The following is a 23,642-nucleotide window of genomic DNA, read 5'->3' on the forward strand; positions in this document are numbered from 1 at the left end:
CAGACAATGTCGTTTGGGGGAAACATGGCCTATTTTATTGATCGGCGTTTGAACGGAAAAAATAAAAGCGCGGTTAACCGCCAGCGCTTTTTACGCCGTTACAAATCGCAGATAAAACAGTCTATTGCCGGGGCCATCAATAAGCGTTCAGTAACAGATGTCGATAACGGGGAGTCTATCTCGATCCCCAATACAGACATCAGTGAACCGATGTTCCATCAAGGGCGTGGTGGCGTTCGCCACCGCGTTCACCCCGGTAACGATCATTTTGTGCAAAATGACAAGATAGAACGGCCGCAAGGGGGCGGCGGCGGTGGCGGTTCAGGCCAGGGGGATGCCGGTCAGGATGGCGAAGGTCAGGATGACTTCGTTTTTCAGATTTCAAAAGATGAATATCTGGATTTACTGTTCGAAGACCTGGCGCTACCTAACCTGAAAAAAACCGAACACCGGCAATTGAATGAATACAAAACCCACCGTGCCGGGTTCACCTCAAATGGTGTCCCGGCCAATATTAGTGTGGTGCGTTCATTGCAAAACTCGCTGGCTCGCCGTATGGCGATGACAGCGGGTAAACGACGCGAACTCCATCAGCGCGAGGAGGAACTGGCATTACTGGAAAATACCGAACCGGTGCAGTTGCTGGAAGAGGAAAAGTTACGTAAGGAAATCAACGAGCTACGCCAGCGTATTGCTCGGGTACCGTTCATTGACACCTTCGACCTGCGCTACAAAAATTACGAGCGTCGGCCTGAGCCTTCAAGCCAGGCGGTGATGTTCTGCCTGATGGATGTCTCCGGCTCAATGGATCAAGCCACAAAAGATATTGCCAAGCGTTTTTATATTCTGTTGTACCTGTTCCTGAGCCGGACATACAAGAATGTCGAGGTGGTCTACATCCGCCACCATACACAGGCCAAGGAAGTGGATGAGCAGGAATTCTTCTACTCTCAGGAAACCGGCGGCACGATTGTCTCCAGCGCCCTGAAATTAATGGAGGAAGTGGTTAAAGCCCGCTATAACCCGGCACAATGGAACATTTATGCCGCCCAAGCCTCAGATGGAGACAACTGGGCCGATGATTCACCGCTGTGCCGGGAGTGGCTGGCAACCCGGTTACTGCCGTTTGTCCGCTATTATAGCTACATTGAAATCACCCGCCGTTCACATCAGACGTTGTGGCGAGAGTATGAAGCATTGAAGGGGAAATTCGATAATTTTGCCATGCAACATATTCGGGATCAGGATGACATTTATCCAGTTTTCCGCGAAATCTTTCACAAACAGACTGTCGATAGTTAACTGTTAAACAGCCGACGGTTAAGCCCCATGATGAGCCAAACAGCCAGCGACTCCTGTGCTGGCTGTTTTTCTCCTCCCCGCTCTTATCTCTCATCACTGTCCTGATGACGTCAATGCCCGGTTGCTCCTGATTATTTATCACCCACTGCACAGCCAGTAAGTCGCGGTATGACGTGTGATTATTGATTGACTTATCATAAGATGCATTTAAAATGCATCTTATGATATCCACTGTAGGGAGTACCCAGCATGAACCTGGATAAATTCAAACATCAACACACCGATATTCTCAACCACATTGACCGGCTTCGTTATCTCAGCAAAGCGGGTGTAACGCTACACGCACAGGATATTGCCCGCCTGATTGTCGAGATGAGTGCAATTATTAAATTGCACCTTTCGGCTGAAGACAGCGTACTCTACCCTGCGCTACAACAGCACCACGATCCCGATCTGGCCATGATGGGACAAGCCTATCAGCAAGACATGGAAGACATTGCGGCGGAATATAACACCTTCTCTCGACGCTGGAACACGGCTGCCAGCTTATGTGGCAATGATGATGCCTTTCGTCAGGATGCCAACCACGTTCTGCGCCGCGTTTATGAACGCATGCAGCGAGAAAACCACGATTTTTATCCCCGTATCGCCACCGCCTGAATACCCGATGCCCCGGTTAACGCCGGGGATACCTGATGACAGACTTCCTCCGGCCTTCAGTGACCGGCAAAAGGGAGAATATCGTAACGGGTTGAGAAATCGTGCAACGACATTAGGGTCACCTCCCCTGTCTGGTTGTTACCGACAAAGACCCACTGACCGGATTTTCCACTGGTGGCTTTATATAGCAATAACGGTACTGAGACACCGCTACCAATCTGTTGCTCTCCAAACAGAGCGCCAGTCACAACCCATACCTCACCCTCCAGCAACGCCTGTTTACGCACCGAGGCCTCAATACGTCGCCAGGAAATACGGTTTAGCACTGGCAACTGGGGGTCATATTCGACATTGAGAACGACTCATACTGTGCCTGCTCGTCCGGCATATTGCCTGCCGGGGTCATGTGCCCTTGATCGTAGCCAGAATGTTGATAATCATCCGGGATTGAGCGGGCCTCAGCAGGCAGTTGTGGTTCAATATGAAAAGCGTCTCGACGCGTGAGTTGCTCTGCCGCGCGTACCTTTTCGGCCGTTAATCGTTCTGCCGACATTAGCGGTGCTTTGTAACGGTGACTGTAGAGCACCGCGAACTCGGTAAAACAGAGTTCTTCGTCATACTTTACCTCCGGTGGTGTATCGTGCATGAATTTCCCAGGGCATAACGATCGCGCGGCTCCGGCGAGAGAACACCATCCCAGTACGATCAGCAGGAATAAAGAACGTCTCATGACGGTTTTGTCACCTCTTGCGGTGTACCGCTCTCTGGCCCCACAAGGCCAGGCTTCACAACCGGGAGCAGCAATTTTTGCTGGCGAATAAACTGACTAATGACCCCCAACACCAATAAATAAACACTGGCTTGACTCAGTACATTTTGCGGCAGCATTGCTTTGACCTCTGCCGGTAAAGAAGACCAAAGTTGTAATACCTGATCCGGCAAAGCCAGTGCAATCGCCCCCAGCGAGGCTGCGGTATTGCACAACCAAAAAGACCAGGTTTTAAAAATCAGCCGGACATGAGAGACAAACTCCAGCGAGGTATAGCGCTGGCACAACAACACAAGCAGCACACTCACCAGCACAAAAACTACGATACTCAATAACTCCATCATCATGATGACTCCAAATAAACAGACCATTGATTGCACGAGACGTAACAACACCGCTCTGCGTCTTGATTGCCCGTTATTATCCGGTGTAATGGCAAGTCACCCCACCTCATTACAGTTGGGTCATCACTCACCAGACAATGACCATTCACCAGTCATCAGAAAATGTAAAAAAATGCGCTGGCCGTGTATTACAATCAGAGGTACAGGATGCGTATCAGGCATTATCAATAGCATGACGACTTCATCATTAAATTAAAAAATGGATTTATTAGGCGTGGGAAATAAATAAACTGAGACGCGACATCTTATTGCGAGAAGTAACGGTATAGCAAAAGAAGAAAATATAAAAAACCTGCTTGCTCTATATGTATTCCAGCCTAAACATACTAAAAACAACACTAAAAAGACGTGAAAACCACGTCAAAATAACGTGGTTTTCAATGAGCAATGGATCGTGAAATTTTGCTCGCAGTTTGCTGATTATCAGGCGGAAGGCGCGACAGAAGACGCCATTTTTTTCAAGTCCTGATCGATGAAGAACAGCCCACCATCCTGAGCACTTACCATCCCCAGCTTATCAAGAATGGATTTGAACAATTTTTCTTCTTCATGTTGTTCAGCTACATACCACTGTAGAAAATTAAAAGTGGAGTAATCCTGCAATGTTATCGCTGCATGGGCCAGCTCATTAATTTTCGACGTAATCAACTGCTCATGTTCATAGGTCAGTTTGAACACATCTTGCAATGAGTCAAAATCAACCGGTGGTGCAGCAATTGTACCTAATACAGGCAAACTGCCAGTATCATCGAGATAATCAAACAGGCGCTGCATATGCTCCATCTCTTCCCGTGAATGCGATTTCAGAAATGCAGAGGCACCTTCAAAACCTTTGTCACCACACCAGGCACTCATTTGCAGGTATAAATTGGCAGAATAAAACTCCAGATTAAGTTGCTCATTCAACTTTTGAATCATTTCTTTTTTTAACATAGCGGTTCCCTATTCTTACTGGCGGGTGAATGATGAGCGACATTATGCCTTTAATGCACAACAATCGAAACAAAAAATTAACCAAAGCAGGCTAAATATCACAAAGAGCCAAAGCATTATCATTTGCTTTTGATAATGCTTTTCATTATGCGAAATTAACCCATTAACTGTTTTTAATAATTATTTTCATTACAGGTCGATGGTTTTTAAATCGGCGATAATGTTGCAAACACACTGACGAACAGAATAACCAGCACGGCTAACAGCAATTCGCTATACGTGATGTACAAAAAATAGCGCGCCGCACGGGTATGCGTCTTACGAAAACGTGGTACAACCCAATAACGATTCACCAGCGCCAATAGCACCATGACTGCCACCAGCAGCACTTTGACAGTGAGTAATGCGCCATAGAATGCAACTGCTGCGACGGGCCAGCCGAGAATCAATACCGTATTTATAGCCCCCGTCACGAGAACCATTGCGACAGACACATGGCCATAGCGAGAAAAACGCATCATGGTTGCTATCGCCAATGTACGGTTTTTACACTGATTCACATCCCTTAATACCGTAGTCAGGGCCGATAATCCCCCCACCCAAAAAGCGACGGCCCATAAATGGAACATCTGATTGATGCCATGAAACCATGCAGGCCAGCCTTCTTGCATCGCCGCATGGCCAACCCATGACATTGCCAGTAGTTGCAACATACCGCAAAACAGCACCCAACGAGGATAACTGCGCCGGAATACGCCTGCACCATAGCCGCTCATCAAGGCCAACACGGGCTGCCAGCGCCAAATCCGGCCAAAGCCGGTACTGAGCATCGCACACCATGTTTCGGTATCGGCAATGCGATGCCAGTCCCCACTCATCAGGCCGACTTGTACACACAAGATCCCCATCGCACTGATGAATGCCATCAGGCAACAGAGCGCTACCAGCAAGCGCAGACGGGCAACCAGCACATGCCGATAAGCGAGAGGAGCCAGCCACACACTAAAACAGCTCGCGCCAGTCAGTAGCATCACACTGGTAAAATGTACGCCCCGAAACAGAATGTATGCCGACTCCAGCACCATCATTTATTTGACATTAAAACGGTAACTTCCCGTGGTTTTATGCCCATCAACAGAGAGCACATGCCAGTTCACCTGGTAACTCCCGCTGACAAGCGTTTTATCAAGCGATATCAACAGTGTATTTTTATGCCCATTATCCAGCACCGCATTCCCCGTTGAAATCGTCTGGCCATTTAACGTCAATGTCACCCCACTAAATGCAGGCTCGATATTTTCAGTAAACGTTAATGATAACGCGCTCAGTGACGCCGCCACCGTAGCATCAGCAGCCGGGGTCTGACTTTTCAGATGGGCATGAGCCAGCACTGACTGTGAAAAAGCCATGCAGGCCACTAAACCCAGCGTTTTCAAGACACGCATGTTTGATGTGATAAACTGCCTGATATTCAGCATGTGTGATTCCTCGTGTTGTCGTATAGCCCATTGGCGAGCGGTTAACCCGCGACGAGGATACGAACCTTCTCGTCGCCTGTCGAGGTCAGACAAGGTAACAATATTTGCCAATTGCGCACTTCTGTTTTAATTTTGTCGCGCAATAAACAGGAGGTAATCATGGGATACAATCTGGCCGAACTGCCTTATGACGAGATGGAAAAAGTGAATGTGGATCTGGCAGCATCCAGTATCGCCTTTCGGGAGCGTTATAACATGCCCGTCATCGCTGATGAAGTTGAGCGGCAGCAGCCTGCGCACTTACGTGTCTATTTTCGTGAGCGGGTTCGTTATTATCGGGAAATCTCCCACCAGTTCTCTACCCTGCCTTATGACCCAAGCGGTAATAAATAACCCTGTTGTCTGAGTTCCTTGTCCTGAGCTGGCATCACTGCCATAAAAATACTTTTTTCGCTTGCATCACGGCCTGAACAGGAGGTTAATAAACAGGCAACCCTACCTTTTACCAAGTGAGGCAAATGAAATGAGTAAAGGAATGGACAGCAAGAAAAACGCCCGGAAAAAACCGCTCAAAACTGCGGCGCAAAAACGGGCAGAAAAACGAGCCAAAAAAGCGCAACCTCAGGCTGAAATTTACTGATTTGGCTCGGTAATCAGACATCGCGGATAATCCATACCTGGCGATCACCCTCTGCCTCCTGACACCCGGTGATCGCATATCCCCCTGACCTGTCCCGCGAAAAACGGTTCCCTCACCACTATGCAACGACGTAAAGGCTCAAACACCGCAGGCAGCCCACCCGGTAATGAGCGATCAGAGCAGGCTTATCAAAAAAGTAAATTCCTGCGCAATGTCATCAAATTGAGCCATCCGACCGGATTTACCCCCATGCCCGGCCCCCATATCGGTATGCAATAGCAACAAATTCTCGTCCGTTTTTAACTCACGCAACTTTGCCACCCACTTTGCCGGCTCCCAATATTGCACCTGAGAATCATGTAGGCCAGTCGTCACCAGCATGTGTGGGTACGCTTGTGCCGTCACGCCATCATAGGGGCTATAACGCCGAATAACATGGTAATCAGCCTCATCATTCGGGTTCCCCCACTCATCGTATTCCCCTGTTGTGAGCGGAATAGACTCATCCAGCATGGTCGTTAACACATCAACAAAGGGAACCTGAGCAACAACCCCTTTGAAGAGTGACGGAGCCATATTCACTACCGCGCCCATCAAAAGCCCACCCGCACTTCCGCCCATGGCAAACACCCTATTCGGGTCGCCATAACCGCGAGTCAGTAACGCCTGCGTCACATCAATGAAGTCAGTAAAACTGTTCATTTTGTTGCGCAGTCTCCCTTGATCGTGCCATGTCTGACCCAGTTCACCGCCACCGCGAATGTGCACCAGTGCATAAACAAAACCACGATCCAACAGGCTAAGGCGACTGCTGCTAAACTCGGGGTCGATACTGCTGCCATAAGCACCATAGCCATAAACCAGCAAGGGGTTATTACCGCGCTCGCTCGCTTTGTGATACACCAGCGAAACAGGAACAGACTCACCATCCCGCACCGTTACCCATAACCGTTCACTACAGTAATTGCCGGCATCAAAATTTTTGACTTCTGATTGCTTGAGCACCTTTTGTTCACCGGTTGCCATATCCAGTTCATACAGCGTGGTGGGTGTCGTCATAGAAGAATAACCGTAACGCAACGCCGTGCTGTGTGGCGTTGGGTTATAACTCAGCCAGGTGACATAAGTCGGGTCATTAAACGCTATCTGATGTGAGATACCGCTATTCCAGTGAACATAGCGAAGTTGCGTAAGCCCCTGTTCACGTTCTTCTGCCACATACCAGTCATCGAACAGTGCAAACCCTTCAAACACATGATGAGGACGCGGAGCAATCAGTGTTTGCCAGGTGCTTTCATCATCGCCGGCGGCCTGATAAAAGCCAAACGTCTTACCCGCCCGATTCGAACGAACGTAGAACGCATTGCGAAAATGGTCTACCTGATATTCATGGTCGGCTCGGCGAGGCAGAAAAACCTGCGGTTTGGCCGCCGGGTCGTGAGTATCGAGGAGCAGCACCTCACTGCTGGTGGTACTGTCAAGGTAAATCAGGATATAGCGCTCTGACGTGGTTTTATCCAGACTCAGGTAGAATGCATCATCCAGCTCTTCATAAACCAGTTCATCCTGCTGTGGATCATCACCTAAACGATGGCGATAAACCTGATACGCCAGCAGTGTCTGTGGATGTTTGCGGACATAATACAGTGTGCGTGAATCTGCGGCCCACTCACTGTCGGCGCTGACATTCTCCAGGCGGTCAGGCAACCACTCATCGGTGGTTAAATCCAGAAACGTTACCGCATATTGCCGACGTGAGAGCACATCCTCGGCCACACTCATAAAACGGTTATCCGGGCTGATGCCAAGCGCCCCAAGATGATAAAATGTCTTCCCTTGTGAGCGCTGATTAGCATCAAGTAATACCTGCCACTCTTGCGTTTGATGTTCTGGCTGACGTTGATAAATCGCATACTCTTTACCGGGAACATAGCGGCTCTGATAGCGATAACCTCGTTTGACATAAGGTACAGACACGTCCTCGCCAGGAATTCGCGCCACCATCTCGTCATACAACGTCTGACGCAGCGCCTCATGCGGAGCCATAACCTGCTCGCAGTAACGATTTTCCTGCGCCAGCCAGTCAAGAACCGCAGGGGCATTACGGTCATCATCCCGCAGCCAGTAATAATTATCGATGCGGGTTTCACCGTGCATCGTCATGCGGTGAGGCCGTTTTTCGGCGTGTGGCGCTTTCATTCTGGTAACTCCTTCCATTCAACAGCATCGTTCCCCCTACTGGCCAGACGCAATCAAAAAACCGTAGGGTGGCTAGTCAGCGCAGCCTGTCATGAATTTTTCGCAGAATCCAGCGTGCACCGAGATCTGCACGTATTTTCACTCACTTTTGCGTATCAGTACGCAGAGTGATGCCAAACGCAAACGTTTTCGTTTATACTGCCGCGCTATCAGTCCCCCGTTTATCTGGCTTTCGGGTCTGTTTGTTTATTGCTTCGTCATGTTTATAAAACCGTCTTTTACACCACCATCAGGTATCAGGTTATGTTAACAATCGGAACCGCTTTGCGTGCCGGAGCCACTCGTGTGATGTTGCTCGGCTCTGGCGAATTGGGAAAAGAAGTCGCGATTGAGTGCCAGCGTTTGGGTATAGAAGTGATCGCCGTTGATCGCTACGCCGATGCACCGGCGATGCAGGTAGCCCATCGCAGCCACGTTATCAATATGCTTGATGGCGATGCGCTAAAAAGCCTGGTTGAGCAAGAGCGCCCAGACTTTATCGTGCCTGAAATCGAAGCGATCGCCACGGACATGCTGGTCGCTTTAGAGCAGCAAGGCCAACAGGTCGTGCCTTGTGCCGAGGCCACCCGTTTAACCATGAACCGGGAAGGGATTCGTCGGCTGGCGGCAGAAACGCTGGCACTCCCCACTTCCCGCTACCGCTTCGCGGCAAATGAAGCCGAATTTCAGCTCGCCGCTCACGAACTCGGTTTCCCCTGTATCGTCAAACCAGTGATGAGCTCTTCTGGAAAAGGCCAAAGCCTGATTCGCGCGGCCGAACAGCTGGAAAAAGCCTGGCGCTATGCTCAGGAAGGTGGCAGGGCCGGTGGTGGTAAGGTCATTGTTGAAGGGCTGGTAAAGTTTGATTTTGAAATCACCCTGTTGACCATTCATGCCATCGATGGCTTACATTTTTGCGACCCGATTGGTCACCGCCAGGAAGACGGCGATTACCGCGAATCCTGGCAGCCACAGCAGATGAGCACTCTGGCGCTCCAGCGGGCAAAAGAGATTGCCGGAAAAGTGGTGAAAGCGTTAGGCGGGTTCGGCCTGTTTGGTGTGGAGCTGTTTGTCTGTGGTGATGAGGTTATCTTCAGCGAGGTTTCACCACGCCCGCACGATACCGGCATGGTGACATTGATCTCTCAAGACCTATCTGAGTTTGCGCTGCATGTTCGCGCTTTTCTCGGCCTGCCGATTGGCCGCATCTGCCAGTACGGCCCTTCGGCTTCAGCCGTTATTCTGCCTGAGCTCAACAGCGATGATGTCCGTTATCACGGACTGGAACAGGCCCTACAGCCACAGACTCAGCTTCGCTTGTTTGGTAAGCCTGACATTTGTGGACGCCGGCGCATGGGCGTGGCGCTGGCTACGGCACAAGATACCGAAGCGGCGATTGGACTGGCGAAAGCCGTTGCGGCGGCGGTGAACGTCAGCGGTTAACATCGATTATTATGCCATTCCCCGGCAGGTTTATTCTGTCGGGGACTTTGGCTTTATCCGAATCAGTAATTAGCACAGTGGTTGCAACCGCCATCCTCAACAATAAGGAGAGTATGCCTCTTTTAATTAAAATCGTTAAAAAATCATCTTATCCGCAGGCTTAATAGTAGTGAAAATCATAAAATATCGTTAATATTTGTCTGTATTGACTACTATTAGGAGTGATGTAGATGTCTGGGATGGTTTTCTGCCGGGGTTGTGGTAAAGAAGTGCACAGTACCGCCAAGGCTTGCCCACACTGTGGTGCAACGCAGTCGGTAAAAGGAGAAAAGAGCCGCATTTCTGCTGCGCTGTTTGCTTTCTTTTTAGGTGGGATTGGCGCGCATAAATTCTATTTGGGTAAACCGGGTCAGGGCATTCTTTATTTACTGTTTTGCTGGACGTTTATTCCATCGGTTATTGCGTTTATCGAATTCATCATTTATCTGTGCAACAGTGATGAAGAGTTCGCCAGAAAATATAATTAATCACCGCGAAACAAATTAACGTTGTCACAACATCTCTCAGCGGCTTCAAAAAACAGAAGCCGTTTTTTATTGCTAAACCAATCCCCACAAGATGTCAGGAACAGCAATAAACAGGCCCGCCAAAGCGAGCCTGTGGGTATACCCGTTACATCAAGGTTGCGGCAGTATCAGGCTTTTGCCCCTGCCACCGCTTCACGCGCCAGTGCAGTAATACGATCATAATCACCGCTTTCCAGTGCATCAGTGGGCACCAGCCAGGAGCCACCCACACACAGCACGCTTTTCAGTGCCAGATAATCGCGGTAGTTATTCGGCGTAATACCACCGGTCGGGCAGAAACGGATTTTGCCAAACGGCCCGGCAATCGCTTGCAGCGCTTTCACCCCGCCGTTCGCTTCAGCCGGGAAGAATTTAAATTCACGCAAACCGTAATCCATGCCCAGCATCAATTCAGATACCGTGCTAATACCCGGAATTAACGGAATAGAACCTTCGTTCGCCGCTTTCAGTAACGGCTCAGTCAGGCCAGGGCTGATAGCAAACTGTGCACCGGCCGCAGTCACTTCAGCCAGTTGCTGAGGGTTCGTCACTGTACCCGCGCCGACGATAGCATCCGGTACTTCCTGTGCTATCTGGCGAATCGCTTCCACGGCGCAATCAGTACGCAGTGTTAACTCCAGAACCCGCACCCCACCTGCGACCAGAGCTTTCGCCATCGGCACCGCGTGTTCCAGTTTGTTAATCACAATCACAGGAACAACCGGACCGGTTGTCAAAATCTGTTCCGCACTGGTTTTCCAGTTTTTCATTAAGGGTAATCTCCAGTCATGCCCATCTGGGCATTGATTAATGATTGGGTGCGCCCCTGCCACAGGGGTCCGTAGTTACCCACGAACGTCCGACCGCACCGTCAGCCAAAAAATGCCAACGGCTTTGCCCCGGAGGATTACGGGGCAAAACCATTTACTCGACTTCGTTCCACGAACGGCCGTCACGGGTGATCATAGCGACAGACGCCACCGGCCCCCAGGTTCCGGCCTGATAAGGCTTGGGAGAATCATTGTCCATCGCCCAGGCATCCATAATCGAATCCACCCACTTCCAGGCCTCCTCGACTTCATCACGACGCACAAAGAGCGCCTGAATACCCCGCATGGTTTCCAGCAACAGACGCTCGTAGGCATCCGCCAAATGCTGCTGGTTAAAGGTTTCTGAAAAACTCAAATCGAGTTTGGTGGTCTGTAACCGATGCTTGTGATCAAGGCCTGGGATCTTGTTAAGGATCTGAATTTCGACGCCTTCATCTGGTTGCAGGCGAATAATCAGCTTGTTTTGTGGTAGCTGCTGATAAGAATCATGGAACAGGTTAAGTGCCGGATTTTTAAAGTAAACCACCACTTCCGAACATTTTGACGGCAGGCGTTTTCCGGTTCTCAGATAAAACGGCACACCAGACCAGCGCCAGTCGTCAATATCGACGCGAATGGCAACAAAGGTTTCGGTGTTGCTGGTTTTGTTTGCGCCCTCTTCTTCCAGATAGCCCGGCACTTTTTGCCCCTGGACAAATCCGCTGGTGTACTGGCCGCGCACCGTCACCTCATGCACATTGGAGCGATCGATACGGCGCAGCGAGCGCAACACTTTTACCTTTTCATCGCGGATACGATCGGTACTGAGATCTGCCGGTGGCGACATGGCAATCATGGTCAGAATTTGCAACAGGTGGTTTTGGATCATGTCACGCATCTGACCGGCTTTATCAAAATAGCCCCAGCGCCCTTCAATCCCGACTTCCTCAGCCACAGTAATCTGTACGTGGTCAATGGTGCGGTTATCCCAGTTATTGGCAAACAAGGAGTTGGCAAAACGCAGCGCCAGCAGGTTAAGTACCGTTTCTTTACCGAGGTAGTGATCAATACGATAGACCTGACACTCGTTGAAATACTCCGCCACCTGATTGTTGATAACCCGTGAGGAAGCCAGATCCGTACCCAGCGGTTTTTCCATCACCACCCGCGCCGGCTCTTTATTCAGACCAGCCAGACCCAGGCCCCGGCAAATGGCACCAAATGTACTTGGCGGCATGGCAAAGTAATTGATAGTGGTACGGTTTTGTTGATCGAGCATCTCACCAAGACGCACAAAACCCGCGGCATCTTCTACATCCAGGTTGCAAAAATCGAGCCGGCTACTCAACGTCGCCCACAGGGCTTCATCCAGCGGCTCTTTAAGAAAGGTTTCCAGCGCTTCACGCACAACCTTGGTATAGGCGTCTTTGTCCCACTGTGCCCGGCCCACACCAATAATGCGGGTCTGCGGATGAATATGGCCTGCTTTTTCCAGTTGATACAGTGAAGGCAGCAATTTACGGCGCGCCAGGTCGCCCTTCGCACCGAAAATAACCAGGTCACACGCCTGGGCTGTTGACGTTACCGCCATTTTCAATCTCCTCATTGCAGGACGCTGTAATTTTATTACATTAATAATGTACTCTTTTTGACACAACCCAGTAAACCCGTAAGAAAACAACACAATTCACTATTTCTTACTGCACAAGGCTTCATAAGCTATGGTTGCCGACCAAGAAACCGGGCCAGGTCTGTGCCTAAAAGAGAAATTTTCCATCGTTTCTGACAGCCAGTTACTGTTCTGAAAGTTAGACACACGTCATATTCTGACAAAAAAAGCCGGTGACTTCATGTGCCTGCCTCTGCCAACCGTTGCGGGCTCGTAGTATATTTCACCAAATCCGCATTGGTTTCACCTTTGGCTGAAATCAAAAATACCATAGATGGTCGTTGTCATATGAATATGCTGGAAAAAATCCAGTCTCATCTGGAGTTGCTGAGCAAATCAGAACGCAAGGTGGCAGAAGTGATTCTCGCATCACCGCAGACAGCTATCCACTCCAGTATTGCCACTCTCGCCGGTATGGCTGAGGTCAGCGAGCCTACCGTCAATCGTTTTTGCCGCCGTCTGGATACCAAAGGGTTTCCTGATTTCAAATTACACCTTGCCCAGAGCCTGGCTAACGGTACACCTTATGTGAACCGAAATGTCGAAGAAGACGATTCCGTCGAGTCTTATACCAGTAAAATTTTTGAATCCACCATGGCAGGGCTGGAGCATGTGAAGTCTTGTCTGGATATTCAGGCGGTTAACCGTGCCGTAGATCTGCTGACTCAGGCGCGCAAAATTTCTTTTTTTGGTTTTGGCGCGTCCGCCGCTGTCGCACACGATGCGATGAATAAATTTTTTCGCTTCAATATTCCCGTTGTGTACTTTGACGACCTGGTCATGCAGCGCATGAGTTGCATGAACTCCGGTGATGGCGATGTTGTCGTGCTGATTTCCCACACGGGGCGGACCAAAAGCCTGGTGGAGATGGCTCGTCTGGCACGGGAAAATGATGCTACCGTTATTGCCATTACCTCAGACGGCTCACCGCTGGCACGCGAAGCCTCGCTCACTTTGCGGGTAGAAGTCCCCGAAGATACCGATGTTTATATGCCGATGGTTTCACGCATCGCCCAGCTAACGCTGATAGATGTGCTGGCCACCGGTTTTACGTTGCGGCGCGGCGCAAAATTCCGCGATAACTTGAAGCGGGTCAAGGACGCATTACGCGAATCGCGATTTGATAAGGAAGAACGATTCAGCAACCCATTTAATTAATTATGCTATAACATCGGGTAACAAGGATGATGTCAGACGGGCAGAAACCCTGTTACTCAATCATAATGACAGGCACGGCATCCGCGCAGTACCGGGCGGCAGGGTAAAAATCGACACCCGCCTCTCGTCTGGCGGCTTTACCACATTACAACACGCTTCACCAGTCAACGGAGTTATACATGTCCAGACGGCTCAGAAGAACCAAAATCGTTACCACACTCGGGCCCGCTACCGACCGCGACAATAACCTGGAAAAGATTATTGCTGCGGGTGCCAACGTCGTACGCCTGAATTTCTCTCACGGCTCCCCGGAAGACCACCTGCTACGAGCAGACAAAGTGCGTGAAATTGCGGCTAAATTAGGCCGCCATGTTGCTATTTTAGGCGATCTCCAGGGGCCCAAGATTCGTGTTTCAACGTTTAAGGAAGGTAAAATCTTCCTGAATATCGGGGATAAGTTTCTGCTGGATGCCAACCTTGGCAAAGGCGAAGGTGATAAAGAAAAAGTCGGTATCGACTACAAAGGTTTGCCTAACGATGTCGTGCCTGGTGATATCCTGCTGCTCGACGATGGCCGGGTTCAGTTAAAAGTGCTGAGCGTGGACGGCATGCAAGTTTTTACCGAAGTTACTGTTGGCGGGCCACTTTCCAATAACAAAGGCATCAATAAACTCGGCGGTGGTTTATCTGCCGAGGCGCTGACGGACAAAGATAAAGCCGACATTATTACCGCTGCGAAAATCGGTGTGGACTTTCTGGCCGTCTCATTCCCGCGAACCGGAGAAGACCTGCATTATGCCCGTCGTCTGGCGCGTGAAGCTGGCAGCCATGCAAAAATTGTTTCCAAGGTCGAGCGTGCGGAAGCGGTTTCAACTGATGAGGCGATGGATGATATTATTCTCGCCTCCGATGTGGTGATGGTTGCCCGTGGTGATTTGGGTGTTGAGATAGGCGACCCTGAACTGGTGGGGATCCAGAAAAAACTGATCCGGCGTGCTCGTCAGTTAAACCGGGCTGTCATTACTGCCACGCAAATGATGGAGTCAATGATAACCAACCCGATGCCAACGCGTGCCGAAGTGATGGATGTCGCTAACGCCGTGCTGGATGGTACAGATGCAGTGATGCTTTCTGCTGAAACTGCCGCCGGGCAATACCCGGCAGAGACTGTCGCTGCCATGGCAAAAGTGTGTCTGGGCGCAGAAAAAATCCCCAGCATCAACGTCTCTAAACATCGCCTGGACGTGCAGTTCGACAACGTGGAAGAGTCGATAGCAATGTCGGCGATGTACACGGCCAACCATCTCAACGGGGTGACGGCGATCATTGCCATGACCGAGTCTGGCCGTACTGCGCTGATGATGTCACGCATCAGTTCCGGCTTGCCGATTTTTGCCATGTCTCGCCATGAGCATACCCTGAATCTCACTGCGCTCTACCGCGGTGTGACTCCGGTGCAGTTCACCAGCTATTCTGACGGCGTTGCCGCTGCTAACGATGCGGTTATTCTGCTGCGCGACAAAGGTTTCCTGATGTCTGGCGATCTGGTGATTGTGACTCAGGGTGATGTGATGGGTACGGTCGGCACCACCAATACCGTGCGTGTACTACGCGTGGAATAATCTCATACTGACAGCGTAGCCGGTTACAAACGGTCATTGCTGTCAGCCACGAAAGCGGAGCGCCCATCGCGTTCCGCTTTTTTATTTGCATCGGCAAATACAGATTACGAAACGGTTCCAGACACTGGAGACGATGGAAATGTCATCCCTCCTGACAGATTGGCATAGCAGGTACGCAAACGCCCGTCGCTATATTGCACATCGAAGCCACCGGCCACATTACGGCGACTCACACTGACGGAGCCATCGCTATAGCGCGTATCCAGCCCTCCTGAGAAATTAGCCTGGCTGACACTGTACATCCCGTCACTAAACTGTGTGTCAAAACCGCCTGACAGGTTGGCACGACTGGTGCTGGTTAACCCATCGCTAAAGCGGGTATCAAAGCCATAAGACAACCCCGCCTGGCTCACTGATGCCCTGCCATCCTGATAATCGACATCAACACCATCGGGTAACCGCGTGCGACTGTATTGCGCATTAGGGTAATGCGGGTGCGCTGTCATCACCGAAAGATATAAAACAGATTTATTCATCAATCACTCCTCAGGAAACAATGCCTTCCCACCAGATACCGTTATCTATTCCAGCCTGCCGATTCATCAGGCAGCCGCACTACGACAGATGAAACAGAGTCGCTATTCTGCATGGGTAGCTCTCACCAGCCTGGATAGTACGTTGCGCAAGACATCAGCACGAGCGCTATGCTAGAGCTCACGCACTAACAAACAGATGATGAAATACGACGTTATTACGGGAAGGACGAGTACGAGAAGAAGCGTGATTTGATGCCAAAAAATGAGGCGATAGGTTTCGCCTCATCATAACGCAGTCATAAAGATTATTGACGGGGATACAAATCGTCACGTAAATAAGGTTCGGTTTCGCCCGGTTTTCGGGTTTTTAGCAATTTTAATATCCAGGTGTACTGCTCAGGATTAGGTGTGACCAGTTGCTCGACCTCTTCATTCATGCGCCGAGCAATGGTGCTGTCATCAGCGCCATCAATATCGCTCATCGGTGGGCGAATATAAATATCCAGACGCGATGTATCCCCATTATAGACCGGAAATAACGGCACGATTTCGGCACGGCAGACTTTCATCAACCGACCGATCGCCGGTAAGGTCGCTTTATAGGTGGCAAAAAAGTCCACAAACTCACTGTGTTCCGCCCCATGATCCTGATCGGGCAGATAGTAGCCCCAATAGCCGTCACGTACCGAGCTGATAAACGGTTTGATGCCGTCATTGCGCGTATGCAGGCGGCCGCCAAAACGGCGACGCAGCCGGTTCCACAGGTAATCCTGCAATGGGTTTTTCTGGTTATGCATCATCGCAGCCATTTTCTGCCCTTGCTGACTCATCAACATAGCCGGGATATCAACCGCCCACCCATGCGGTACCATGAAAATGATGTTACGCTTCTGCTCACGCAGCACGTCAACCCTCTCCATGCCATGCCATTGCACACGCGAAGTAATTTTCGTCGCAGGTCGCAGCGCCAGTTCAATCATCATCATCATCGCCTGGGGCGCGGTGGCAAACATGCGGTCGATGATACGCTCACGCTCAACTTCTGATAACTGAGGCAGACATAACAACAGGTTAATGCGTGCACGCCGCCTCGCACCATGAGAAATGCGCCCGACACGTTTCCCCAGAAAACCCAGCACCGGATCACGTAAACGTACGGGAATACAAGCAATGACAGCCGCCAGCAGAACCACCAACCAGATGCCCCAATAGCGTGGATGCAAAAATGTCAGTGTAAACTGCGGGATAAACTCAGCGCGGGCTTTCTTGTCTTTCTTATCTTGTTCCATGCAACAACTCTTCATTACAAAATCGGGTCAATAATAGCTACCAGTCACTGTTTTGCAACGCACGTCACACCGGCAGTGGTTGAATGCTAAGCGTATCGCAGATAAAAAAACAGCCGGCGGCGCGGGCTACCGGCTGTCATCAGGTTATCATGTACAATAACGCATTCAGTCAAGTTGTAACTGTGGTAACACTTCTCTCACATGTGCCAGATAATCGCGCCGCTCTTTGCCCAACAGCCCTTCAGAGCGCGGCAACTTGGCTGTTAACGGATTCACTGCCTGCTGATTCACCCAGAGCTCATAATGCAGATGCGGGCCCGTTGAACGCCCGGTATTACCGGATAACCCAATGCGGTCGCCCCGTTTTACTTTCTGCCCAGGTTTAACCAGTAAGCGCGTCATGTGCATGTAGCGGGTGGTGTACTGACGACCATGACGAACGGCGACAAAATTACCCGCTTCGCTATCGCGCTCCGCCACCACTACCTCACCATCGCCAACAGCCAGCACCGGTGTCCCGACCGGCATGGCAAAATCCACACCGCGATGCGGTGCAATACGTCCGGTTACAGGGTTAAGACGGCGAGGGTTAAAATTGGACGATACCTTGAACTGCTTCATGGTAGGGAAGCGCAGAAACCCTCGCATCAAACCGGAGCCTTCACGATCGTAGAACTTGCCGTCTTCAGCACGGAAAGCATAGTAATTTTTTCCGCCAGTACGCAAGCGAACCCCCTGTAATTCACTCTGCTCGCTGCGTCCATCAAGAATTTCACGGGAGATCAACACGGCAAAACTGTCATCTTTGCGCAGTTTGCGAAAATCGAGCTGCCACTGTAGTGCACGGATAACCTCGCGTGCTTCACTACTGGTCAGGCCCGCAGCCTGCGCACTACTGGCGAAGCTACCATCCAGGCGGCCTGTCAGCACTTTGTTTTGCCAGTCGCCCTCCACATTTTCAATTTCTTCGCGGAAAGTCTCACCGCTTCGGGTGTAGGTGCGGGTTTCACGGCGGGACACTTGCCAGCTCAGACTCTGCAATGCGCCATCACCGTCCAGGGTCCAGGTCAATTGCTGACCGACCTTCAGGTTGCGTAATGCGGCATTACGTTCAGCAAGTGCAGTAATGTCTGACAAATCAATACCATACTGCGTCAAAATGCTACTGAGCGTGTCGCCGGCTGACACCACATACTCGTGTTCACCCTCCGCGTCCTTATCATCAAGGTCATCTTTAGGAATACCCCCGGTCGTCGAGGGTTGATCGAGCGGTTCGCTGTTTGTCTCTGTCATCGCCACCGTTTGTGCAGGCTCCACGCGAGCTTGTTCACTGGCGCTGGCAACCGGCGATGGCGGGGTACTGTCCAGCGGCTCACTCGCGGGCGGGTTAAGCACCTGACTCTGATTTTGCAAGGGCGTTTTTTCAATTTCCGCACTTTTTACGATAACAGGTGCGTCATTGACCGGGGGATAGGTCATGGGCCGCCAGACGGCGGCAGCCAGTGTGACAACGGTCAGCGACCCCAGCATCACACGGTGTGGCCGGGGCAGGCTGTTATACGCCAGAGCGATAGTTCGGACTATCTGCTGCACTTGTTTCTATCCTCATGATTTTTCCTTCAGGCAGCTTAGGTATTGCTCAGACAGCTGTGACAGAAAACGTGCGTAGCTGTCTTTATCCACAGCAATGTCACTTCCCAACGGATCCAGCACGCCGATGCGCACGTCAGTTCCTTTGGCGACAGCATTAATGACCGCTGGCCTGAATTGTGGTTCAGCAAAAACGCACACTGCTTTGTGCTCAACCAATTGTGTTCGTATCTGGTTCAAACGCTGTGCGCCGGGCGCTATCGCCGGGTTGATAGTAAAATGGCCCAATGGCGTCAGCCCATAATGCTGCTCAAAGTAGCCGTAGGCATCGTGAAAAACAAAATAGCCCTTGCCCCGCACAGGCGTCAGCATATTAACAATATTTTCATCTACCTGCGCAAGTTTCTCAGTGAATTTACGCAGATTTGCATCTAGTTTGTCTTTATTCTGCGGCATAAGTTCCAGCAGCTTCGCATGAATCGCTATGGCAGATGCCTGGGCCATCTGTGGTGATAACCAGATATGCAGGTTAAATTCGCCATGATGATGCCCGTCATCATCACTATCCTGATGATTTTCTGACGCATTATCGTGATCATGCCCGTCATTGTCGTGACTGTCATGATCCGCATCATGGTGTGTGTGATTTTTCTCTTCATGCTGCTCAGGATGTGATTCCCGTAGCAATGCCGCTTGCAGCGCAGGCTGAAGACTCAGCGCCAGCTGACGGTTTTCGGGTACCGATTGCAGCGTTTTGGGCAAGAAAGCTTCCATTTCCGGGCCAACCCAGACAACCAGCTCGGCAGATTTCAGCTTCTGTACGTCAGAAGGGCGTAAGGCATAATCATGTGGAGAGGCTCCGTCGGGCAAGACAACGTCTGTCCCTGTCACACCATCCGCTATCGCCGCTGCAATAAAGGCCAGAGGACGAATAGAGGCGACAACCGAGGCTGACGCCATCGGAGAAAGAGGCAGTGATGCCAGCAGCACCCCGCTTGCCAGCATAGAACGTAGCCATTTATAGTGAGTTATACGCAACATCATTAATCATCCGTCGATTTATTCATTGAAACCTGTTATATTATAACGTCGCAAACCCTCTGCAAACAGAATTCTATGTCAACGCTGGTTTCACTGGAAAACGTGTGTGTTCAGTTTGGTCATCAACCTGTCCTTAATAATATTTCGCTCACCCTTCAGGCTGGCCGCATCCTGACACTACTCGGCCCGAATGGCGCGGGAAAATCCACGCTGGTTCGTGTGGTACTGGGGCTACAATCCCCCGATAGCGGCAGGCTTATCCGCAGCCCTGGTTTGCGCATTGGCTACGTCCCGCAAAAATTGCACCTGGACCCGACGCTGCCACTCACCGTCAGCCGGTTTATGCAACTGCGCCCGGGGTCAAGCAAGCACGATATTATGCCAGCCCTAAAACGGGTGCAGGCCGGGCATCTGCCAGAACAAGCGATGCAAAAGCTCTCCGGCGGTGAAACCCAGCGCGTGTTACTGGCGCGCGCGATCTTGGCTCGCCCACAGTTACTGGTTCTTGATGAGCCAACGCAAGGGGTGGATGTCAACGGACAAGTCGCGCTCTATGAGCTTATCAACCAATTACGGCAAGAATATCAGTGCGGCGTGTTGATGGTTTCTCACGACCTGCATCTGGTGATGGCTAAAACCGATGAAGTGCTCTGCCTTAACCAGCATATCTGCTGCTCTGGCACACCGGAGGCCGTCTCTCTGCACCCCGAATTTTTAGCCATGTTTGGGCCACGCGGTGCGGATCAACTGGCTATTTACCGCCATCACCATAATCATCGCCATGATTTGAATGGAAAAATCATTTTAAAAAGACAGGATAACCCCCCGTCATGATCGAATTGTTATTCCCTGGCTGGTTAGCCGGTGTTTTTTTAGCCATAGCCGCAGGCCCGCTAGGCTCATTCGTGGTATGGCGGCGCATGTCCTATTTTGGCGATACCCTCGCACATGCCTCATTGCTGGGCGTGGCATTGGGGTTACTGCTCAATATCAACCTCTTTTATGCCGTCATCCTCGTCACCTTGCTGTTAGCCGGTGGATTAGTCTGGCTGGAGCGCCGCCCGGGTTTAGCCATTGATACCCTGCTCGGAATTATGGCACACAGCGCGCTGTCTCTTGGGCTGGTGGTCGTCAGCCTGATGAACAATGTGCGGGTGGATTTAATGGCTTACCTGTTCGGTGACTTACTCGCCGTCACACAGGACGACTTATGGATTATCGGCCCCGGTGTTGTGGTCGTGGTATTAGTGCTCTGCTGGCAATGGCGTGCGTTGCTTTCGATTACCATCAGCCCAGAGCTGGCGCACGTTGATGGCGTCCCTGTAGCCAGAACCAAGCTGCTACTGATGCTGGTTACCGCGCTCACTATCGGCTTATCCATGAAGTTTGTCGGCGCGTTGATCATTACCTCGCTGCTCATCATTCCCGCCGCAACAGCAAGGCGATTTGCCCGAACGCCAGAGCACATGGCGGTGCGTGCGGTGGCAGTCGGTATTCTGGCAATCACCGGTGGGCTGGCTTTTTCTGCGAGCGTCAACACACCTGCTGGCCCGTCTGTTGTGCTGTGTGCATCGCTGCTGTTTCTCATCAGTCTGCTGAGGAAACCGGCGAGATAACCGGTTTCCCCCGGCACTGGTGACGGGTCTGCGCGACGATGGCTCGTTTTACGCGTCTCGCGTCAGACCAAAATGCCGGTACGCATGCTGGGTCGCGATACGCCCGCGCGGCGTTCGCTGTAAAAAACCTTGCTGGATAAGGTAGGGTTCCAGTACATCTTCAATGGTTTCCCGCTCTTCGCCAATCGCGGCGGCCAGGTTATCCAGACCAACCGGGCCCCCCATGAATTTATCAATGACCGCCAGCAGCAGCTTACGATCCATATAATCAAAGCCTTCACTATCTACCGCCAGCATATCCAGTGCCTGACGGGCAACCTCACCGGTAATGACACCATCTGATTTCACCTCAGAAAAATCCCTGACCCGGCGCAACAGCCGGTTAGCGATACGCGGTGTACCGCGCGAGCGTCTTGCCACTTCCAGCGCCCCTTCCTCCATCATCTCCAGCCCCAGGCAGTGAGCGCTGCGCTGAACAATGTGCTGCAAATCCGCGACCTGATAAAATTCCAGACGCTGCACAATACCAAAACGGTCACGCAGCGGTGAGGTTAAGGAGCCGGCACGAGTGGTCGCGCCGACTAAGGTAAAAGGCGGTAAATCGAGCTTGATAGATCGGGCGGCCGGGCCTTCGCCTATCATGATATCCAATTGATAATCTTCCATCGCCGGGTAGAGCACCTCCTCTACCACCGGAGACAAACGATGGATCTCATCAATAAACAGCACATCGTGCGGCTCAAGATTGGTGAGCAATGCCGCCAGGTCGCCTGCCTTCTCCAGTACCGGCCCGGATGTCGTGCGCAGATTGACCCCCAGTTCATTGGCAACGATGTTCGCCAGTGTTGTCTTGCCGAGTCCCCGGGGGCCAAAGATCAATAAATGATCTAACGCATCGCCACGCTTACGGGCCGCCTCAATAAAGATCTCCATCTGTTCACGCACGACGGGCTGGCCGACATATTCCGCCAGCAGCTTTGGGCGAATCGCGCGATCTAAAATCTCTTCTTCGCCCACGTTAACAGGTGAAATCAGACGATCGGCTTCAATCATGGCTACCTCACAGCGCTGCGCGCAGCGCTTCTCTTATCAAGGTTTCGCAATCCGCATCCGGGCGAGCTATTTTGCCAATCATCCGGCTGGCCTCCTGCGGTTTATAGCCCAGAGCAACCAATGCAGCCTCGGCCTCGGCCTGTGGGTCTGCCTCTGGCGCAGTGGAACCTGGCACGACCGGCAGGGATATTTCGCTGGTCGAATTGAATAAATCGCCATTGAGACCTTTAAAGCGATCTTTCATTTCCACTACCAGACGTTCCGCCGTTTTCTTTCCGACCCCCGGCAATTTGACCAGCGCACCAATCTCCTGACGCTCGACCGCGCTGACAAACTGCTGCGCCGACATACCAGATAAAATAGCCAGCGCCAGTTTAGGCCCAACACCGTTGACTTTAATCAGTTCGCGGAACAGTGAACGCTCCTGCTTATTATTAAAACCAAACAGCAGTTGCGCATCTTCACGCACCACAAAATGGGTAAAAATCACGGCTTCCTGCCCCTGTTCCGGCAGTTCATAAAAGCAGGTCATCGGCATATGCACTTCATATCCCACGCCACCCGCCTCTATCAATACCAGCGGCGGCTGCTTTTCCAGAACGCTGCCTCGAAGACGACCAATCACGCGATGTTTTCCTTATTTTGCCTGAACCGAACCGCCATAGCTTATAACACAAAACCACAGGCGGATACAGAAAAGCTGGATGCATATCCAGATGTATGCAGATGCCATTACAGCACGCAACAGGATGGCTGTCTGGTGCTGCCAGCCGGAACGCTGGCAGGGAAAACGGAACGCTGGCAGGGCTAATGCGTTATATGCCCC

Annotated in this window: 22 protein-coding genes and 1 pseudogene; 9 read left to right on the forward strand and 14 right to left on the reverse strand. The window is 51.2% G+C overall.

The window, feature by feature from the left end; translation table 11 throughout:
- Positions 1-24 precede the first annotated feature (24 nt).
- Both DAQ1742_RS10365 and DAQ1742_RS10370 read left to right on the forward strand, forming a co-directional pair.
- A complete protein-coding gene (locus DAQ1742_RS10365) occupies positions 25-1,302 on the forward strand; it encodes a YeaH/YhbH family protein (protein WP_035346010.1) in 1,278 nt (425 codons plus the stop codon).
- 249 nt (positions 1,303-1,551) lie between these two features.
- The gene (locus DAQ1742_RS10370; protein ID WP_035342087.1) at positions 1,552-1,962 is read left to right on the forward strand and encodes a hemerythrin domain-containing protein; all 411 of its coding nucleotides are present in this window, start codon (positions 1,552-1,554) and stop codon (positions 1,960-1,962) included.
- Between the two features lie 56 nt (positions 1,963-2,018).
- Here DAQ1742_RS10370 and DAQ1742_RS20875 read toward each other — a convergent pair.
- The 5 genes and pseudogenes from DAQ1742_RS20875 to copC all read right to left on the reverse strand — a co-directional run bounded on the left by DAQ1742_RS20875 (position 2,019) and on the right by copC (position 5,546).
- Positions 2,019-2,692: pseudogene (locus DAQ1742_RS20875) on the reverse strand (DNA/RNA non-specific endonuclease).
- Complete coding sequence (locus tag DAQ1742_RS10380) at positions 2,689-3,078, reverse strand: DUF7940 domain-containing protein (RefSeq protein ID WP_051124047.1); 390 nt, start codon at positions 3,076-3,078, stop codon at positions 2,689-2,691. The pseudogene DAQ1742_RS20875 and the gene DAQ1742_RS10380 overlap by 4 nt, the downstream one beginning before the upstream one ends.
- A gap of 480 nt (positions 3,079-3,558) precedes the next feature.
- Positions 3,559-4,068: a non-heme ferritin gene (ftnA, locus tag DAQ1742_RS10385; RefSeq protein WP_035342091.1), complete on the reverse strand. Its 510-nt coding sequence runs from the start codon at positions 4,066-4,068 to the stop codon at positions 3,559-3,561.
- Between the two features lie 206 nt (positions 4,069-4,274).
- Complete coding sequence (copD, locus tag DAQ1742_RS10390) at positions 4,275-5,156, reverse strand: copper homeostasis membrane protein CopD (RefSeq protein ID WP_232046438.1); 882 nt, start codon at positions 5,154-5,156, stop codon at positions 4,275-4,277.
- Positions 5,157-5,546, reverse strand: a complete 390-nt coding sequence (gene copC, locus DAQ1742_RS10395) for a copper homeostasis periplasmic binding protein CopC (RefSeq protein WP_035342093.1) — start codon at positions 5,544-5,546, stop codon at positions 5,157-5,159.
- 159 nt (positions 5,547-5,705) lie between these two features.
- On the opposite strand from copC, the gene DAQ1742_RS10400 reads away from it, so the two are divergent.
- On the forward strand, positions 5,706-5,939 hold the full coding sequence (locus tag DAQ1742_RS10400) for a DNA polymerase III subunit theta (RefSeq protein ID WP_035342095.1): 234 nt from the start codon (positions 5,706-5,708) through the stop codon (positions 5,937-5,939).
- A 421-nt stretch (positions 5,940-6,360) separates the two neighbouring features.
- Here the strand turns inward: DAQ1742_RS10400 and DAQ1742_RS10405 are convergent, their stop codons facing one another.
- Positions 6,361-8,385 carry a S9 family peptidase gene (locus DAQ1742_RS10405; RefSeq protein ID WP_035342097.1) on the reverse strand — a complete coding sequence of 675 codons (2,025 nt, stop codon included), beginning with the start codon at positions 8,383-8,385 and terminating at the stop codon, positions 6,361-6,363.
- Between the two features lie 303 nt (positions 8,386-8,688).
- Between DAQ1742_RS10405 and purT the strand changes: the two genes are divergently transcribed.
- The gene (gene purT / locus DAQ1742_RS10410; protein WP_035342099.1) at positions 8,689-9,867 is read left to right on the forward strand and encodes a formate-dependent phosphoribosylglycinamide formyltransferase; all 1,179 of its coding nucleotides are present in this window, start codon (positions 8,689-8,691) and stop codon (positions 9,865-9,867) included.
- 230 nt (positions 9,868-10,097) lie between these two features.
- A complete protein-coding gene (locus tag DAQ1742_RS10415) occupies positions 10,098-10,394 on the forward strand; it encodes a TM2 domain-containing protein (RefSeq protein WP_035342101.1) in 297 nt (98 codons plus the stop codon).
- Between the two features lie 167 nt (positions 10,395-10,561).
- Here DAQ1742_RS10415 and DAQ1742_RS10420 read toward each other — a convergent pair whose 3' ends face one another.
- Together DAQ1742_RS10420 and zwf are read right to left on the reverse strand one after the other, a co-directional pair.
- A complete protein-coding gene (locus tag DAQ1742_RS10420; protein ID WP_035342104.1) occupies positions 10,562-11,203 on the reverse strand; it encodes a bifunctional 4-hydroxy-2-oxoglutarate aldolase/2-dehydro-3-deoxy-phosphogluconate aldolase in 642 nt (213 codons plus the stop codon).
- A 154-nt stretch (positions 11,204-11,357) separates the two neighbouring features.
- Complete coding sequence (gene zwf, locus DAQ1742_RS10425; protein WP_035342107.1) at positions 11,358-12,833, reverse strand: glucose-6-phosphate dehydrogenase; 1,476 nt, start codon at positions 12,831-12,833, stop codon at positions 11,358-11,360.
- Between the two features lie 366 nt (positions 12,834-13,199).
- Here zwf and DAQ1742_RS10430 point away from each other — a divergent pair, with 366 nt between their 5' ends.
- Complete coding sequence (locus DAQ1742_RS10430) at positions 13,200-14,069, forward strand: MurR/RpiR family transcriptional regulator (protein ID WP_035342109.1); 870 nt, start codon at positions 13,200-13,202, stop codon at positions 14,067-14,069.
- Between the two features lie 179 nt (positions 14,070-14,248).
- Complete coding sequence (gene pyk, locus DAQ1742_RS10435) at positions 14,249-15,691, forward strand: pyruvate kinase (RefSeq protein ID WP_035342112.1); 1,443 nt, start codon at positions 14,249-14,251, stop codon at positions 15,689-15,691.
- A gap of 104 nt (positions 15,692-15,795) precedes the next feature.
- Here pyk and DAQ1742_RS10440 read toward each other — a convergent pair whose 3' ends face one another.
- From DAQ1742_RS10440 to znuA, 4 genes are all read right to left on the reverse strand, one after another.
- Complete coding sequence (locus DAQ1742_RS10440) at positions 15,796-16,227, reverse strand: hypothetical protein (RefSeq protein WP_051124048.1); 432 nt, start codon at positions 16,225-16,227, stop codon at positions 15,796-15,798.
- Positions 16,228-16,532: 305 nt separating this feature from the next.
- Positions 16,533-17,516, reverse strand: a complete 984-nt coding sequence (gene lpxM, locus DAQ1742_RS10445) for a lauroyl-Kdo(2)-lipid IV(A) myristoyltransferase (RefSeq protein ID WP_035342115.1) — start codon at positions 17,514-17,516, stop codon at positions 16,533-16,535.
- A gap of 165 nt (positions 17,517-17,681) precedes the next feature.
- On the reverse strand, positions 17,682-19,109 hold the full coding sequence (mepM, locus tag DAQ1742_RS10450) for a murein DD-endopeptidase MepM (RefSeq protein ID WP_035342117.1): 1,428 nt from the start codon (positions 19,107-19,109) through the stop codon (positions 17,682-17,684).
- Positions 19,110-19,121: 12 nt separating this feature from the next.
- Entirely contained in the window at positions 19,122-20,147 is a 1,026-nt protein-coding gene (gene znuA / locus DAQ1742_RS10455) for a zinc ABC transporter substrate-binding protein ZnuA (protein ID WP_083961146.1), read from the reverse strand.
- 75 nt (positions 20,148-20,222) lie between these two features.
- Here znuA and znuC point away from each other — a divergent pair, with 75 nt between their 5' ends.
- A complete protein-coding gene (gene znuC, locus DAQ1742_RS10460; protein ID WP_180706100.1) occupies positions 20,223-20,981 on the forward strand; it encodes a zinc ABC transporter ATP-binding protein ZnuC in 759 nt (252 codons plus the stop codon).
- Positions 20,978-21,763, forward strand: coding sequence for a zinc ABC transporter permease subunit ZnuB (znuB, locus tag DAQ1742_RS10465; RefSeq protein ID WP_035342125.1), 786 nt, complete (start codon positions 20,978-20,980; stop codon positions 21,761-21,763). Before znuC ends, znuB begins: the two co-directional genes overlap by 4 nt.
- Before the next feature lie 48 nt (positions 21,764-21,811).
- On the opposite strand, the gene ruvB is transcribed toward znuB, so the two are convergent.
- Together ruvB and ruvA are read right to left on the reverse strand one after the other, a co-directional pair.
- On the reverse strand, positions 21,812-22,816 hold the full coding sequence (gene ruvB, locus DAQ1742_RS10470; RefSeq protein ID WP_180706101.1) for a Holliday junction branch migration DNA helicase RuvB: 1,005 nt from the start codon (positions 22,814-22,816) through the stop codon (positions 21,812-21,814).
- A 7-nt stretch (positions 22,817-22,823) separates the two neighbouring features.
- Positions 22,824-23,441 carry a Holliday junction branch migration protein RuvA gene (gene ruvA, locus DAQ1742_RS10475; protein WP_035342130.1) on the reverse strand — a complete coding sequence of 206 codons (618 nt, stop codon included), beginning with the start codon at positions 23,439-23,441 and terminating at the stop codon, positions 22,824-22,826.
- Between the last annotated feature and the right edge of the window lie 201 nt (positions 23,442-23,642).

The sequence above is a fragment of the Dickeya aquatica genome (genome assembly GCF_900095885.1).
GTDB classification, from domain to species: Bacteria; Pseudomonadota; Gammaproteobacteria; order Enterobacterales; family Enterobacteriaceae; genus Dickeya; species Dickeya aquatica.

Coding starts and splice junctions, on each gene's coding strand:
- DAQ1742_RS10380 (WP_051124047.1), bottom strand. CDS start 3,078: ATGATGATGGAGTTATTGAGTATCGTAGTTTTTGTGCTGGTGAGTGTG.
- purT (WP_035342099.1), top strand. CDS start 8,689: ATGTTAACAATCGGAACCGCTTTGCGTGCCGGAGCCACTCGTGTGATG.
- znuC (WP_180706100.1), top strand. CDS start 20,223: ATGTCAACGCTGGTTTCACTGGAAAACGTGTGTGTTCAGTTTGGTCAT.
- znuA (WP_083961146.1), bottom strand. CDS start 20,147: ATGTTGCGTATAACTCACTATAAATGGCTACGTTCTATGCTGGCAAGC.
- DAQ1742_RS10430 (WP_035342109.1), top strand. CDS start 13,200: ATGAATATGCTGGAAAAAATCCAGTCTCATCTGGAGTTGCTGAGCAAA.
- ruvB (WP_180706101.1), bottom strand. CDS start 22,816: ATGATTGAAGCCGATCGTCTGATTTCACCTGTTAACGTGGGCGAAGAA.
- DAQ1742_RS10400 (WP_035342095.1), top strand. CDS start 5,706: ATGGGATACAATCTGGCCGAACTGCCTTATGACGAGATGGAAAAAGTG.
- lpxM (WP_035342115.1), bottom strand. CDS start 17,516: ATGGAACAAGATAAGAAAGACAAGAAAGCCCGCGCTGAGTTTATCCCG.
- znuB (WP_035342125.1), top strand. CDS start 20,978: ATGATCGAATTGTTATTCCCTGGCTGGTTAGCCGGTGTTTTTTTAGCC.
- DAQ1742_RS10420 (WP_035342104.1), bottom strand. CDS start 11,203: ATGAAAAACTGGAAAACCAGTGCGGAACAGATTTTGACAACCGGTCCG.
- copC (WP_035342093.1), bottom strand. CDS start 5,546: ATGCTGAATATCAGGCAGTTTATCACATCAAACATGCGTGTCTTGAAA.
- DAQ1742_RS10440 (WP_051124048.1), bottom strand. CDS start 16,227: ATGAATAAATCTGTTTTATATCTTTCGGTGATGACAGCGCACCCGCAT.
- pyk (WP_035342112.1), top strand. CDS start 14,249: ATGTCCAGACGGCTCAGAAGAACCAAAATCGTTACCACACTCGGGCCC.
- DAQ1742_RS10370 (WP_035342087.1), top strand. CDS start 1,552: ATGAACCTGGATAAATTCAAACATCAACACACCGATATTCTCAACCAC.
- ftnA (WP_035342091.1), bottom strand. CDS start 4,068: ATGTTAAAAAAAGAAATGATTCAAAAGTTGAATGAGCAACTTAATCTG.
- DAQ1742_RS10415 (WP_035342101.1), top strand. CDS start 10,098: ATGTCTGGGATGGTTTTCTGCCGGGGTTGTGGTAAAGAAGTGCACAGT.
- zwf (WP_035342107.1), bottom strand. CDS start 12,833: ATGGCGGTAACGTCAACAGCCCAGGCGTGTGACCTGGTTATTTTCGGT.
- DAQ1742_RS10365 (WP_035346010.1), top strand. CDS start 25: ATGGCCTATTTTATTGATCGGCGTTTGAACGGAAAAAATAAAAGCGCG.
- DAQ1742_RS10405 (WP_035342097.1), bottom strand. CDS start 8,385: ATGAAAGCGCCACACGCCGAAAAACGGCCTCACCGCATGACGATGCAC.
- copD (WP_232046438.1), bottom strand. CDS start 5,156: ATGATGGTGCTGGAGTCGGCATACATTCTGTTTCGGGGCGTACATTTT.